The 15,153-nt window shown below is 41.1% G+C and carries 15 protein-coding genes; 5 read left to right on the forward strand and 10 right to left on the reverse strand.

Annotated elements, in window-relative coordinates:
• From trpA to xthA, 4 genes are all read left to right on the forward strand, one after another.
• A complete protein-coding gene (gene trpA, locus A9267_RS20990; RefSeq protein WP_055026448.1) occupies positions 1-813 on the forward strand; it encodes a tryptophan synthase subunit alpha in 813 nt (270 codons plus the stop codon).
• Positions 814-1,082: 269 nt separating this feature from the next.
• Entirely contained in the window at positions 1,083-1,628 is a 546-nt protein-coding gene (locus A9267_RS21000) for a septation protein A (RefSeq protein WP_055026446.1), read from the forward strand.
• 16 nt (positions 1,629-1,644) lie between these two features.
• Positions 1,645-1,944, forward strand: a complete 300-nt coding sequence (locus A9267_RS21005) for a YciI family protein (protein WP_055026445.1) — start codon at positions 1,645-1,647, stop codon at positions 1,942-1,944.
• Positions 1,944-2,753, forward strand: coding sequence for an exodeoxyribonuclease III (gene xthA, locus A9267_RS21010; RefSeq protein ID WP_065110630.1), 810 nt, complete (start codon positions 1,944-1,946; stop codon positions 2,751-2,753). Before A9267_RS21005 ends, xthA begins: the two co-directional genes overlap by 1 nt.
• A gap of 240 nt (positions 2,754-2,993) precedes the next feature.
• Here the strand turns inward: xthA and A9267_RS21015 are convergent, their stop codons facing one another.
• From A9267_RS21015 to A9267_RS21055, 8 genes are all read right to left on the reverse strand, one after another.
• Positions 2,994-3,443, reverse strand: coding sequence for a hypothetical protein (locus tag A9267_RS21015; protein ID WP_082972498.1), 450 nt, complete (start codon positions 3,441-3,443; stop codon positions 2,994-2,996).
• Between the two features lie 81 nt (positions 3,444-3,524).
• Entirely contained in the window at positions 3,525-4,025 is a 501-nt protein-coding gene (locus A9267_RS21020; protein ID WP_065110631.1) for an Imm26 family immunity protein, read from the reverse strand.
• A 744-nt stretch (positions 4,026-4,769) separates the two neighbouring features.
• Positions 4,770-5,717, reverse strand: coding sequence for an alpha/beta fold hydrolase (locus A9267_RS21030; protein ID WP_065110684.1), 948 nt, complete (start codon positions 5,715-5,717; stop codon positions 4,770-4,772).
• Between the two features lie 121 nt (positions 5,718-5,838).
• Positions 5,839-8,097: a xanthine dehydrogenase family protein molybdopterin-binding subunit gene (locus A9267_RS21035; protein WP_065110633.1), complete on the reverse strand. Its 2,259-nt coding sequence runs from the start codon at positions 8,095-8,097 to the stop codon at positions 5,839-5,841.
• 2 nt (positions 8,098-8,099) lie between these two features.
• Entirely contained in the window at positions 8,100-8,567 is a 468-nt protein-coding gene (locus tag A9267_RS21040; RefSeq protein ID WP_055026096.1) for a (2Fe-2S)-binding protein, read from the reverse strand.
• Positions 8,568-8,570: 3 nt separating this feature from the next.
• Complete coding sequence (locus tag A9267_RS21045) at positions 8,571-9,227, reverse strand: nucleotidyltransferase family protein (RefSeq protein WP_082972500.1); 657 nt, start codon at positions 9,225-9,227, stop codon at positions 8,571-8,573.
• On the reverse strand, positions 9,227-10,252 hold the full coding sequence (locus A9267_RS21050; protein ID WP_065110634.1) for an XdhC family protein: 1,026 nt from the start codon (positions 10,250-10,252) through the stop codon (positions 9,227-9,229). Before A9267_RS21050 ends, A9267_RS21045 begins: the two co-directional genes overlap by 1 nt.
• A gap of 336 nt (positions 10,253-10,588) precedes the next feature.
• Positions 10,589-11,233: an MBL fold metallo-hydrolase gene (locus tag A9267_RS21055; protein ID WP_055026099.1), complete on the reverse strand. Its 645-nt coding sequence runs from the start codon at positions 11,231-11,233 to the stop codon at positions 10,589-10,591.
• A gap of 330 nt (positions 11,234-11,563) precedes the next feature.
• Between A9267_RS21055 and A9267_RS21060 the strand changes: the two genes are divergently transcribed.
• Positions 11,564-12,862 (forward strand): alpha/beta fold hydrolase, encoded by a 1,299-nt coding sequence (locus A9267_RS21060; protein ID WP_065110635.1) that lies wholly within the window; start codon positions 11,564-11,566, stop codon positions 12,860-12,862.
• A gap of 344 nt (positions 12,863-13,206) precedes the next feature.
• Here the strand turns inward: A9267_RS21060 and A9267_RS21065 are convergent, their stop codons facing one another.
• Both A9267_RS21065 and A9267_RS21070 read right to left on the reverse strand, forming a co-directional pair.
• On the reverse strand, positions 13,207-13,701 hold the full coding sequence (locus A9267_RS21065; RefSeq protein ID WP_055026101.1) for a hypothetical protein: 495 nt from the start codon (positions 13,699-13,701) through the stop codon (positions 13,207-13,209).
• Between the two features lie 462 nt (positions 13,702-14,163).
• Positions 14,164-15,150 carry an HlyD family secretion protein gene (locus tag A9267_RS21070; RefSeq protein ID WP_065110636.1) on the reverse strand — a complete coding sequence of 329 codons (987 nt, stop codon included), beginning with the start codon at positions 15,148-15,150 and terminating at the stop codon, positions 14,164-14,166.
• Positions 15,151-15,153 lie beyond the last annotated feature (3 nt).

A 15,153-nucleotide genomic window follows, 5' to 3' on the forward strand; every position in this document is an offset into this window, starting at 1 on the left:
ATGACTACTCGTTATCAAGCCGCTTTTGACCAATTAGCGCAAAAACAACAAGGTGCATTTGTACCGTTTGTCACCTTAGGCGACCCAAGTGTTGGCCTATCTTTAAAGATCATTAAAACCCTAGTGGATAATGGCGCAGATGCCCTTGAACTTGGCTTCCCATTTTCAGATCCACTAGCAGATGGCCCTGTTATTCAAGGTGCTAACTTACGTGCGCTAGAGTCAGGCACAACGGTTGCCGATTGTTTCTCACTTCTGTCGCAAGTACGTGAATTATACCCAGAGATGCCAATTGGTTTGCTGTTATATGCCAACTTAGTGTTTGCCAATGGCATCGACGAATTCTACGCAAAAGCAAAACAAGCTGGCGTCGATTCAGTATTGATTGCCGACGTGCCAGTTGAAGAATCTGCGCCATTTAGCGAAGCAGCACACAAACATGGGGTTGCCCCAATCTTCATTGCGCCGCCGAATGCGGACAGCGACACCTTAAAAATGGTGAGTGAGCATGGCCAAGGTTATACCTACTTGTTGTCACGTGCAGGTGTAACAGGTACGGAGTCAAAAGCAGGTCAGCCAATTAATGAAATCCTTGCCAAGCTTGCCGAGTTTGATGCGCCGCCTCCGTTATTAGGTTTTGGTATCGCCGAACCACAACAAGTAAGCGAAGCCATTAATGCAGGCGCTGCTGGTGCGATATCTGGCTCAGCGGTTGTCAAAATCATTGAGCGAAATAAAGATGATGAAAAAGCTTTATTAAGTGAACTCGGCGAATTTACTCGCAATATGAAAGCGGCAACACACAAGTCATAAATAATGGTTTTACTGCGGAAAAGTTAAGCTTAAATTAAGACTAAAGATGCCACTCAACCGAGTGGCATTTTGTTTTGATGTTTATGAACTTTTATTAACCCACAATCAAGGTAAAACCGCCAAACACAGACCTGAAGCCCTTCATATCAACCTAGCAGCCATGCTAGACTCTGAGCTTACTATTTTCACTATGATTAATATAAAACCCTGTTCTATCAGTGGGGAGCAATATTAGTCTGTAAATTGACTTATTTAGGCCTTAGCATCATATGAAACAATTGCTTGATTTTCTTCCGTTGGTCATCTTTTTTGCCATCTATAAATTTTATGACATTTATACAGCAACAGGCGCACTTATCGCTGCGACAGCTGTGCAACTTATTGTCAGCTATATCCTATACAAGCAAGTTGAAAAAATGCATCTAATCACCTTTGCAATGGTGACCTTTTTTGGCACCTTGACGTTAATTTTCCATGATGACGCCTTCATCAAATGGAAAGTCACCATTGTTTATGCCTTCTTTGCTATAGCGTTATTAGTTAGCCAGCTCATCGGCAAACCTATTTTAAAAAGTATGCTCGGCAAAGAAATGAAATGCCCCGACAAAATTTGGGCAAATGTAACCTGGTACTGGGTAGCATTTTTCGTCGCTTGTGGTCTAGGTAACATCTACATTGCCTTTAGCTTGCCCCTAGAAACCTGGGTAAACTTTAAAGTATTTGGCTTAACGGCCCTGACATTAGTCAATACCGTGGTTACTGTGATGTATTTATACAAGCACATGGAACACGATGAATCGGAACAAATAAAATAATTCAAGGAACCTATCTATGTGGTACATGATTTCGTCACAAGATGTAGAAAACAGTCTAGAAAAACGCATGAGTGCACGCCCAGCTCACCTTGCAAGGTTAGAAGCATTAGCCGCCGAAGGCCGCCTATTAGTTGCTGGGCCACATCCTGCAATTGACAGTGAAGAGCCAGCCGAAGCGGGATTTACAGGGTCGCTCGTGGTAGCAGAATTTGACTCATTAGCAACAGCAAAAGCATGGGCAGACCAAGACCCATACATCGAAGCGGGTGTGTATGCGAACGTTATTGTTAAACCTTTTAAGCGAGTACTTGTGTAATGAAAATTGTCTCATTTAACATCAATGGTATTCGTGCGCGCTTACATCAACTGCAAGCATTAATTGATAGCCACCAGCCAGACGTTATCGGTTTGCAAGAAACCAAAGTACATGATGAAGCTTTCCCCGTCGCTGACGTTGAAGCCATGGGTTATCACGTACATTACCATGGCGGTAAAGCCCATTACGGTGTTGCTATGCTATCAAAGGCCGAGCCAATCGAAGTCATTAAAGGCTTTAAAGATGACGGTGAAGATGCCCAGCGCCGAATGATAATGGGTAAATTCAAACAGGCTAATGGCCGCATTATTACCGTAATGAATGGTTATTTCCCACAAGGTGAAAACATCAGTCACGAAACCAAATACCCAGCTAAGCGTAAGTTCTACCAAGACTTAATGCAGCACCTTGCTGACAACCACACCCCAGATGAAGACATTGCCATTATTGGTGATATCAACATCTCACCAGTGGATTTAGATATCGGTATTGGTGACGTTAACGCTAAACGCTGGCTTAAAACCGGTAAATGTAGTTTCCAACCAGAAGAACGTGAATGGCTGCAACGTTTAAAAGACTGGGGCTTAGTCGATAGCTTCCGAGAGTTACACCCTGAGCGCACTGAACGTTACTCGTGGTTTGATTATCGCAGTAAAGGCTTTGACGATAACCGCGGTCTACGTATTGATGTAGTCATGGTCACCAAGTCATTGTTACCACGCTTAACCGAATCTGATGTGGATTACGATTTACGTGGCATCGAAAAGCCATCAGATCACGCGCCTATTTGGAGCACCTTTTCAGACTAGTGACTTTCTAAGCACTGAAAAAGCTGAATACTAAAAAGCCTAACTTTATTAAGTTAGGCTTTTTTATGGGGATAAACTTGAGCGACTAAATACTAATAGAACGAATACACCGTACCAGTATATAGCTAACGCCGCCATAAGCGATTTAAATTGGTTAGCTAAAACTGTAAGGGACGAACATAACCAACTGATTTATAAGCATTCCCTATAACCTTATTATACATGCTTTACACCGCCCTATTATTTTACTTTTCTAGGCTCTGGTGGCGGAGGTATTACCTCAGAAGGACTTTTAACGTCCAACAATTTAGGTATATTAAGTTTAATACTTTTACCTCCACACATAACAAGGCCACCACCTTCGGTGGTGGAATAATTTAAGTAAATATCATAATTATTTACCGAGTCAGGATGTACAACTATATCAGCCTCTTTATACCCAGGATACACAAAAGCATCGGTGAACTTTACGCTAATATGTTGCTCATTCTTTTTGTACATATAGATAGATGTTAAGAAATACTCTCCATTTTTTTCAGGCGCAAAAATTTGATAAAGCCTAAGTGCTTCTAGTTGATATTTTTCATCAAATTTAGCAAAAGGTACATCTTCGCTTTGCTTGCCATCGCCACAGGCATGAGATGGTAAAGAGAAAAATATAAAAAGAAATAAAGATAAGAATTTTTGCACGGACTTCCTTGTATGTATAACGCCATGCTAATAAGTGAACCATGTGCTGGCGGGCGATTTGCGCAGCAAATGACATGACAACTATGGTGAATCTAGATTTAGCAGCTTGTTAAGAGGCAATTTATACCTCAAATTCTCAGGTTTTTTGGCATCTTTCCATAATATAGTATCGAGATAATCAGGTTCGAACCAATCATCCCAAAACTCAAGAGCATAGTACGCATTAAGAAACTGCTTCATAATTCCTGAACCGTGTATTTCTGCACCAATCCACCCATTATCTCTGCAATCTTCATGTGGAAATAAAATACTGGATATAACTGGTTTCCTATTTCCTAGCACTTTCCAAATACGTTTAGTAAGAAGGTCCTTAGTTGTAAATTGGCAAGCTATTAACTTCGTTTCATTTAGCTCAAAAATTTCATCCATTGAAGGATAATGCTGAAACCTAATCTTAAAAAAAGCACATGTAATTGAGTTAAGGACTTCCGCCTCACGCCCAACAACTTGGCCAATAGAAAATGTCCCATCACTTAACTCAACAATAAAGATATTTCCTATATCCCAAGTTTTCTTAGCCACTTCCCTTTGCCTCTTAACGACTTGTTATGTTTTGAACAACAATGAATTAAATAAACTCACTGCAATGATTGAAAAAAATAGGCCTGTAAAACCCAGAAATACTAAGTAGAAAATCAATATAAACAAGCTTGGCTCACCAAAGGCGCTTACTAATAAAGAGTTTTGTTGTTCTACAGTGACCCCTTTTAATAGCTCATAAATAGAAAAGGCCAAAAATGACATGATTCCACATAATACGAATCTTGTTTGATATGATACCTTCACTTCCCAATCAGAAGATTGAAGTTTCAATAAGCCACTTACAAATGCTAAGAATTTAAAAATAACCACACCCTCAGTAGAAGCATAACAGCGTATTAGCGATAATTCAGATAAGCACCCTTGGGAGTTTTACCAAAACTCAATCACACATAGATTTATCAATAACTTTAATAACTTAACAGTCAACGTTAACTAAATCAATCAGCTTAACTATGAATAAAAACGAGAATTGAGTTAACCAAGAGTTATTTTGGGTCGTTATGTGAATATTCATGATTAAAATTTTAAAATGAGATTTCGGTTACTGACATAAAATAATCATTCACTCAACGCGAAAAGGCGCTCCCAACGCTGCTTATAAATGATGAAGCCAATCACCTCTCAATGAGTTAGGAAAGACTGACTTATCTCGTCAATTATGTATGCTAGTGGGCTAACGTCCCTATCTCTAGTATCACAAGCATTAACAGGTTCACATAATGTTTAATGCGCTTTCGTAAACGTGAGAAATGATTCTGCGGTTGCTGATGGCACTTCAACCATAGGCAAGTGCCCCACATCCGTCATAACGGCTAATCTGGCATGTGGAATAACCTGCTTGAGAACCGATGCCCCTGATACATGCAATACTCTATCTTTGTCTCCCCACATTACGAGTACAGGTCCTTTATAATTATTCAAGACCTTATCAAGAGGTAAATCTGGGTGCGGTTCACCATTTTTCATTCTATGAATTTGTTCAAATATTTTGCTATTTATTGCTATATTCTCACTTACTTGACTTGCTAAATAACGAATAATTGGCGATGGGATGAATGGCGGTTCGACAAATAAAAAATCAAATAACGCTGAGAATTCCGCTTCTGTTTTCGGTAAAACAATGGGGGCTAGTCCCTTCTTAGTCGCAGCAAACATGTCACTGATTTGGGCAGTTTCAACTCCAAATGGGCTTATAAGCCACAATTTATCAACTGAATTAGGATATTGAGCAGCAAAATTTCCTGCAATGTATCCCCCCATAGAACTACCCGCTAAACTAAACTTTTCTAAGCCAATTGCCGCTGTTATGCGATGTAATCTATCGACCTGAGAAGCAACATCGTAGTCTAATGCTATATTCTTTGTGCTATTGCCAAATCCTGGTAAATCAATTGCGATAACATCAAATTTATCGACTAAATAGCCCGATAAACGATTCCAGTTATCTTTATCTGCGCCAAAACCATGCAGTAAAACTAATTGTGGTCCGCTACCTCCTCGCAGATATTCAATTTCAAGTTCCCCAACATTAACTCGATTAACGTCTAGGCTAGCCATATTGCGTTCAGTTTTGATTAGGTAATGAAATAATGTCGAAACTGGCGTGACGGTATACAAAAAAACTAAGCTGACACTGAGCCCCAACAATAAAAAAGTGAAACGTTTTTTCATGTAGTCAATTCCTTTTAACATTACAACAAGCCTTCCTTCACGACATTTTATAAAAACTTAAACCATAAAAAGCCCAAGCTAGTTAATAGCTTGGGCGTAAATACGACGATAAATACTTCGTCTACATTTTTAACACTTTACTCAATGGCAAATCGCGATAACGTTTACCAGAGGCTGCAAATATCGCATTGGTTAAACTCGGGGCCACTGGCGGCACGCCGGGTTCACCAACGCCTGCAGGTTTGGCATCTGACTCAACAATTATGGTTTCAATTTCTGGTGACTGACCGATGCGTAGCAGCGGATAGTTATGGAAATTAGATTGCTCGACTTTACCGTCTTTGTAACTAATTTCGCCCATCATTGCGAGGCTTAACCCAAATATGATCGCGCCTTCCGTTTGCGAGTGCACTCTATCTGGGTTCACCACTGTGCCTGCATCAATGGCGGCGATACTCTTCAGAACCTTTAGCTTATCGCCATCCATTTCAACTAATGTGGCGACAGCAACATAACTGACGAAGCTGCGATGCACGGCAAAACCCCAGCCTTGATTGGTTTTGATTTTAGGCTGTTTAGCCATAGCCTTTTCAACGGCATCAATCACACCTAAATAGCGGCCAATATCAATGGGGAAATCTTCTAGCGTCTCACCATAGTTACCGTATTTCACCACTTGGTTTTCAAGCTTTTCTTGTCGCGGTTTGCCCAATAGCTCACGCCACATGCTAATACAGGGTTTGCCTGCATTAACAGCAAGTTCATCGACAAAGCTGCCGACACCAAAACCATGCTGAATATTACACACTGAGCGCATCCAACCGATACGGGAATGCGCAGTAGCTTTGACTGATTCCAATTGAATTTGGCTTAAGTTAAACGGCATATCCGAAAAACCAAGATCTAACTCCCCTGCTGATGGCATATCGACGCCTTCAGCAAAGGTCGAGCTAATTGATGGAAAACCTGTACGGGCAAGTAACGCCGTTGGGGCTTTATTGCCATCTAACTTAGCTTGGTAATGCTGCGCACTAATCGCATGGTAATACCCGTTTTGAATTTCATCTTCACGGCTCCATAACAGCTTTACAGGTTTGGCGATTTTTTGTGATAACCACGCGGCCTCGGCGCTAAAGTCAGGTTTTGATTTACGGCCAAAACCACCACCTAGTAAAGTGACATTCACTTTAACTTGTTCATCTTTTAAACCTAAAACGCCAGCGACATTCTTTTGAGTACTTTGCGGCGTTTGGGTCGATGCCCACAACTCACAGCCGTCTTTGGTGACAGATGCTGCAGCCGCTGGCGGCTCCATCATGGCATGGGTTAAATAAGGCACGGTATAAACCGCTGACAAGCTATTATCATCGCTCCAACCGGTCACTGAGTCACCTAACTGTCGAATCACAGTCCCTGGCTCACCGACCCGTTTAACAAGCTCTGCTAAATCGGCATCCGAGTCATATTGGCTGTTTGCTGATTCTGTCCATGTGATGTTTAAGGCTTTTCGCCCTTGCAGCGCACTCCAGCTATTGGTTGCGATAACGGCAACGCCCCCTAATGGCTGAAATAACGGCGCACCTTTTGATATCGGGATTTGAATCACATCCAACACCCCTGCGACTTGACGGGCGGCGCTATCATCTAAAGTAGCCACATCACTACCTAATACTGGCGGGCGAGTAATTGAGGCGTGCACCATTCCTGCTACTTTGACATCAAAACCATACTCAGCTTGGCCGTTAACCATATCGTCCATATCAACAATCGTGGGCGATTTTCCGATATGGGTAAATTTTGACGCAGGCTTTAATGTGACACTATCAAGTGCGGGTGTTGGTAGAGCGGACGCTGCAATCGCGAGCTCACCAAATGATAAGCTTTTACCATTGGTTTTGTGATGCACTTTACCCGCTTTTGCATACACATCTGATGGAGAGACTTGCCACTGGTTAGCGGCGGCTTGCTCTAACATGCTTCTTGCTGTTGCGCCCATTTGACGCATTTTTTGATAATGCTTACGAATACTGCGGCTGCCATCGGTGTTTTGACTGCCAAACTCTTCATCTGCTAGGCCTTGTACGACAACAATTTGATCCCAATCGGCTTCTAATTCATCGGCTAAAACTTGTGGCACACCTGTTCTGATCCCCTGACCCATTTCTGAGCGGTGACAGGTTAAATACACCTTATTATCTTCGCCAATGGCGATAAAGATATTCAGCTGTGCTTGCTTACCTTGGGCTATTGCCTCTTGAGCTATAGCCATAGGGCTCCAAGCTAAACCTGATGCCCCTAGTGCTAAACCGCCTCCTACTGCACCAAACAGCTTTAGCACATTACGGCGACTAATATTCTCTACTGCGGTAAATGTGGTCATGGTTATGCCTCCACTTTACTATTGTCTGCAGCGGTATTGATCGCAGCTTTAATACGGGGATAAGTGCCGCAGCGACAAATATTGCCTGACATCGCATCATCGATTTGCGCGTCAGAAGGTTTGGCTGTGGTACTAAGTAATGCTGCAGCAGACATGAGTTGCCCTGCTTGGCAATAACCACATTGCGGCACATTGTGTTTCTCCCATGCCGCTTTTAACTTGTCAGCTTCAAGTCCTTCAATGGTCGTAACAGACTTACCTGCGGCCTGCTTAATGCTGGTTAAACAACCGCGAACAGGTTTACCATCAACATGCACAGTACAAGCCCCACATAGACCGGCACCGCAACCATATTTAGTACCAGTTAATCCTAAGATATCTCGTAGTGCCCACAATATCGGCATATTCGGATCTGCATCTAAGGTGAAGCTCTTTCCATTAATTTCAAGTGTTTGCATCTCTTGTGACATCACTTACTCCTTGTTAGCCAACCACCAATTAAGATCGGCTTTAGTATCAATATCAATGGCGGCTTGCTCTAACGGTAGTACTGCCAAGCTTTGATTTGATAAATGTTGTAATAATAATTTTTTAGCACCAGCATCACCTGGTAATTGTTGTAGTTGTTGAAAATCTTCAGACAAAAATATCGCAGGTACTCCAGGATTTTGTTGGTAATACGCTGCTGTGGTTTGACCAAAAAGGCAAAACACACGAAAAAGGCTCATATAGTGTTGTTGAGTGATAGCAACTTGATCAGCCAGAGATAGCAATAAAGCATCGGCATGTTGTGCTTGGGCATATTCCGCCGCCATCGCAACTGAACTGCCAATACCTGTCTGCCAATCTGGGTTGACTAGGTACTCAGTGTTACTTGGTAATAAAGGAAGCAAAGTATTTTTATGACCACCGAGCATCACAGCTGGTTTATCCATGCCCATCTGCTCAGTTGCTTGCGTCAGTTCATCTAAGCTGTGAGCTAGCAAACTTTGGTTTTTAGCCTGAACATCAGGATCGTTCACTTCTGGACCTGACACCAAAGCAGCAAGCTTAGCGCCATCAAATCGGCTGCTTTGTCCTGCCGCTAACATCACTGTGGTAATTTTGGGAATAGAAGACAAAAAAGTCATCAGTCCATCACCCTATCAAGTCTACTGACATCATCTTGTTGCGCAAAATGATGATGAAGTACTCCATGACACTGAGATAAAATACTCAAAGCGACTGAGCTCGGTAGCTCCCCACCAATCGCTAATCCGGCTGGAGCTGAGATAAATCCACTAAAATCTTGTGGGCGTAAACCTGCCATGGCAAACACTTTGTCACGTCGATGACCAGGTCCAAGTAATGCAATATATCTGATTGCTGTCGGCTGTAACGCCGTTAATGCGTCGCTATCTAGCTCAAGGTTATGGTTCATCACAACGGCAGCATCTAAGTGAGAAAAATCACTCTGCTGACATTGTGTTAATGGGGTTTTATTAATTTTGGCGGTTGGAAAGTCATAACTTCTTGCATAGGCCGTGCGGCTATCAAAAACGGTAACTTTCCAGTCTAACTGATTTGCCATGGCTGCTAATGGTTGCGCATCTAATCCACCACCAAAAATGCCAAGATGAAAAGGTGCTCTAACTGGCACTTGTAGAAGTTCACCTTGCTCGTTTGTTATTTGGGTTGTTTTAGTTAACGAAGAGGATTGTAACTGCACTGCAGGAATAAACTTCCCTCGAGTATTTGCGGCATGGGAACCGTCGTCATTCAGTGATAATTGATAATAGCCCTGTTGGCCGACAGTGAGTTGCTGATGTAGCTCATGCAAACCTAGGTATTGGTTATCAGCCAGTAAAGGAACCATCATAATGTGCACAATGCCGCCACAGCCTAACTGATAGCTGGTGTCATTTTCATCGGTAGCATCATAGGTAAGTTGCAATACTTGTTGTGATTGAATCGCATGTTGGGCATGACGACGTAAATCAGCTTCTAAACATCCACCGCTGAGCATTCCTAATGTTTTACCCAAAGGATCGAATAACATCATTGCCCCAGGCTTACGGTAAGATGAACCTTCAACAGAGGTAATAATGGCTAATGCCCAATCTAATTGCGGCTTTTCAGCCCAAGTATCTAACAATGATAATAAGTGATGTGCCATAAATCCTTGCCTATCATTTTAATTCCTTTTCGCACTTATTGCGCTAACCCCACAAGGGAGCTGACAACATAACGCTGCCAAAGCGAACTGACCTTTGCACCTCAAGTCATTGGATATAGACAAACGAAAATGAGCATACTGCAAAGCTAGTCTGTATAAGCTAACAAAGGATTGGCATAAAGCAAAGATTAGTAACGCCTAATTAAAATACCGTTTACGATTTAGTCGGCGTATTACCAGCAAGACGGGGCTCTTGCTGGCTTATGAAGTAGAAGTAAAAGCGTAATAAAATGTAACAATAACTGAATCAATGACCCATTAATTATTGATAACGGTTTAACCAAGCAGCTGATCTGCTACAAACGGGTTATGCTGACGTTCTTCTTCAAATGTTGACATCGGCCCATGGCCCGGAATAAAGCTGACTTTATCGCCTAATAGCCAAAGCTTTTGAGTAATTGAATGAATTAATTGCTTATGGTCAGATTGCGGAAAATCAGTGCGACCAATAGAGCTTCTAAATAACACATCGCCAACCCAAGCTAAATGCGACTCAGCAGAGTGAAATACAATATGGCCAGGTGTATGGCCGGGACAATGCAATACCGATAAGGTTTGTTCGCCGATTGTCACCTTATCACCTTCATTGAGGTATTGTGTCGGCTCAAAGGGGTCGATATGCGGAAAACCAAAGTTTTGACTCTGTTTAGCTAGATTATCAAACCAAAACTTGTCGGCACTATGTGGGCCAACAATATCAATATTTAATTGATTAGATAACATTTTGGCGCCGCCAACATGGTCAATATGCCCATGTGTTAATAATATTTTCTCTAAAGTAAGCCCAAGTTTTTCGACTTCAGTGACGATGCGGTCAATGTCACCACCAGGATCAACGACTGCAGCGAGTTTGGTTTTTTCACACCAAATCACACTACAATTTTGCTGGAACGGGGTCACTGGAATGATTTGGTATTTCATGTCTTACATCCTCACTTTAGCAGGCGTTTGCTTTGTCGCTATTATGCGTTAAGTGGCGCAAAAAAGTTTGATCTATCTTTGCAATCAACAAAATAAATTGACGAAAAATGATATTCAAAAGCCACTTGAATTAAATCACTCGGTTATTAACACGTGAAAAGCGATTAAAAGGTCAAATAATCAACAAGTTAAAAACGCTGTAAATGATAACAAACATAAATCAGTAAAAGCGAAAGGTAAATTACTAATATACCCTCAGTTTTTGATTGTGATTGATAGTTAAGCTTTCTACAATACTACCTTTCTCTAGCCTTTATTCACAGGTACAGCATGCAAATGGATAGCATACTTTCAGGTATTGTTTCAAAGAAACATTTTTTCTCGGTTCCCTTAAATTATCAACAACCTGAAGGCGAGAAAATTACTGTATTCGCCCGTGAAATTGTTAGCACTGAAAACCAGCATAAAGACTTACCTTATTTGGTTTATTTTCAAGGTGGGCCTGGCTTTGGCGCTGTAAGACCTGTTGAAAACAGCGGCTGGATTAAACGTGCATTGCAAGAGTTTCGTGTTATTTTACTCGATCAGCGTGGCACTGGCTTATCAACCTTATTAAATCATGTCACCCTGAGCCATTTATCCCCTGAAGCACAAGTTGAATATGTCAGCCAGTTTCGCGCCGACAATATTATACGGGATGCTGAAACGATTCGATTGCAGCTAACTAACAATACCCAATGGAGTATTTTAGGCCAAAGTTTTGGTGGCTTTTGTGTGCTGCAATATTTATCAGCGGCGCCAGATTCAATTAAAGAAGCCTATATTACGGGCGGCATTCCTTCATTAACGCGCCAAGCTGACGATGTCTACCAAGCCACTTATAAGCGAGTGATTAAAAAGAACAATGATTTTTATCGCCGCTTCAGTGACGCTGCCAAACTGACTGCCGAATTAGCTGAATTTATTGAAAACAACAACGTTATATTAGCCACGGGTGAGCAGTTAACGGTTGAGATGTTGCAGTTATTAGGCGTTAACCTCGGTATGGAACAAGGGCCTGAAGCAGTTTATTACTTGTTGGAACAAGCCTTAATCGACACCGCAAACGGTAAGAAAATTAACCCGTTATTCTTGCATCAATTTTGCCAATTGTTAGATTTTAACACCAATCCAATTTTTGCTTTAATGCATGAATCAATCTATTGCCAGCAGTTCCATCAACGTGGCGCAAATTGGTCAGCACATCGTGTGCGAGAACAATTTCAGCAATTTAACTATCAAAAAGGTCAACGATTGCTCTTTACTGGTGAAATGATTTATCCATGGATGTTTGAACAATTTAATCAGCTTAAGCCTCTTAAAGACTTAGCTGATGCTGTTGCAGCCAAATCTGATTGGACTAATTTATATGACGTCGATATTTTGATGCAAAATACGGTGCCGGTAGCTGCGGCTATTTATAGCGAAGATATGTACGTTGATATGAACTACAGCCTTGAAACAGCGGCATTAGTCGATAACTTACAGTATTGGGTGACTTCGGAATATGAGCATAATGGGATCCGCGTCGATGGCGAGCACATTCTAGATAAATTGATTTCATTAAATCGCTCTAAAAGCCTGAGATAAATACTTTTAAGCTGAAAGCAGCGTCAGATCACACTATTGAACGCTAAATTAATCTTCAGTTAAGTAAGTGCATCCATACTCAAACCTGTTCCGCCCTTTATGTTGTGAACTAGTGAATTTTATGAGTAGGTTCTTAATGAGCTTACTCATTTTTTTTTGCCTTTAATTTATTGAATTTAAAAATAAAGATTATAAAGCAATAGGTTGGATTAACCTTGCACTGTAAACACAAATAAAAAAGCCAAAGCAAACTCAGCTTGCTTTGGCTAATCAGAAAATCCCTTATCTAGCTGTCATCAGTTATCAAATCAACTGAGTTGATTTTACCTAGGCAATATCGGTCTTTATGCAGTGGTCTCTGATTCGTTGTCACTTGGCTTATCACGCAATGAAAAGTATATTTTTGACACAATAAATTCAGCAATCAAAATACCAAAGACCAGAACAAAGAACGCAACCAAGCCATCAACAGGCCCCGTAAAGGTAATGGCATCACCAAATGCTAAGTTAATTGCTTCAAGCATGATTATTTTTGAAAAGAACAAAATCGCCCAAGTGCTTAGCGCTCGATAGATTTTAGGTGCAGTTCCTGGCTTACTTTTAAAGTAATCAGCTAGCTTATGTTCAAAAGCAATAGTGAGCTTAAGTAATAATTGCAGCAAAATAGCCACAAGTAATGAAATCGAAAATGATGACACGTTAATGTGTTGCCAAAACTCATCAAGTAAGTTCAATACCGTTAAATCGACTAAAACGGCGAGAGTGTAACCCACGAAGTACCGTTGAGGACTATTAAAACCATGTAAGGGTCTTGCTAAAGTTGTTTGCTCTTCAGACATCATAAACCTCTAATATTTAATCAAATAACACCACTTACATCATCCTAACAAGTTGACAACAATCTTCAATCTAAAATTCCGTTTATATTGGGCTATATTGGTTTCTTTTTACTGCAAACTCGAAGCTGATTAATCATTTTGCTATATGTAAACTAAATGAACCTGCTAACAAATTCGACTCTGTTAGCAGGTTCATAGGACGTCTTTCAGTCTTAATGATGACTAGAATGCGCCAAAATAACTCTTCATAGCTTTTAGTCTTAATGATGACTAAAATGCGCCAAAATAACTCTTCATGGCTTTTAGTCTTAATGATGACTAAAATGCGCCAAAATAACTCTTCATGGCTTTCAGTCTTAATGATGATTAGAATGCGCCAAAATAACTCTTCATGGCTTTTAGTCTTAATGATGACTAAAATGCGCCAAAGTAACTCTTCATAGTTTTCAGTTTTAATGATGACTAGAATGCGCCAAAATAACTCTTCATGGCTTTTAGTCTTAAGGTTGCTGCGCCTAACATGTCAATCGGTCCAAGTAACGAAAAAGGTTTCTCAGTTGATATCCAAGCTGACCCTCGGGCGCCTATTGGAATTTCAATGCCCTCTGGATCAGTAAACTCAATTAGCACTGTGCGGCCAATATTTTTAGCGTTACTCACTAACTGCTGTGCTACGCCTTGCTCTTGGCTACTATGACTGCCTCGTGCTTCACCTGTTGCCAATGACACAGAATGGACTCGTCCTCTAAAAATATGGCCTGGATACGCATCGACATAAAACTCAGTAAACTGACCTTGTTTGACTCTGCTCCATAGCTGATCTGGAATACGCATTTCTAAAATTTTTGTTTCAGTATTCCACAGTTGGATGTTACCAACCCTTGACCCTGCAGCGGTATCAAGGCGGGTGACGGCACCATCAAATGGAGCTCTAATTTCAAGTTGGCTTGCTTCGAATTCCACTTGTTGTTTTTGAGCAACTAAAGACTCTCGATCAAATTTCAATGCATTCAGTCTTGACTGATACTGGTCAATATCGCGCTTAGCAACCACGTTTTCAACTTGCGTTAATCTAGCTAAATCTTGCTCAGTTTGGCTGATTTCAGTATTTAAACTGTTAATTTCAGCCTCTATTTTGCGCAAGTTATTCGTTTCTTCATTGTTGACCAATGTATAAAGCAACTGACCTTTTTTAACCTTCTGATTATGCTGCACATAATATTGGTCAATCGACTCTGTAATTGGGCTTAACACTGCCGTTTGCGCCCGAACAACCGATGAGTCAGTTAAGTCTACTGGTGAATAAAAGCGATGCGCAAAAAACACAGCAAGGTTAATAAGCACACCTACCACCACCATTGAAATGTAGTTAGCTGTGGTTTTTTTCACTAAACCGGTTTTTAATAAAATCCAGCAAATTAAAATGTATGGGTAAAGTAATTCTTTCATTAT

Origin of the sequence: Shewanella sp. UCD-FRSSP16_17 (assembly GCF_001675935.1) — a bacterium.
Taxonomy (GTDB): domain Bacteria; phylum Pseudomonadota; class Gammaproteobacteria; order Enterobacterales; family Shewanellaceae; genus Shewanella; species Shewanella japonica.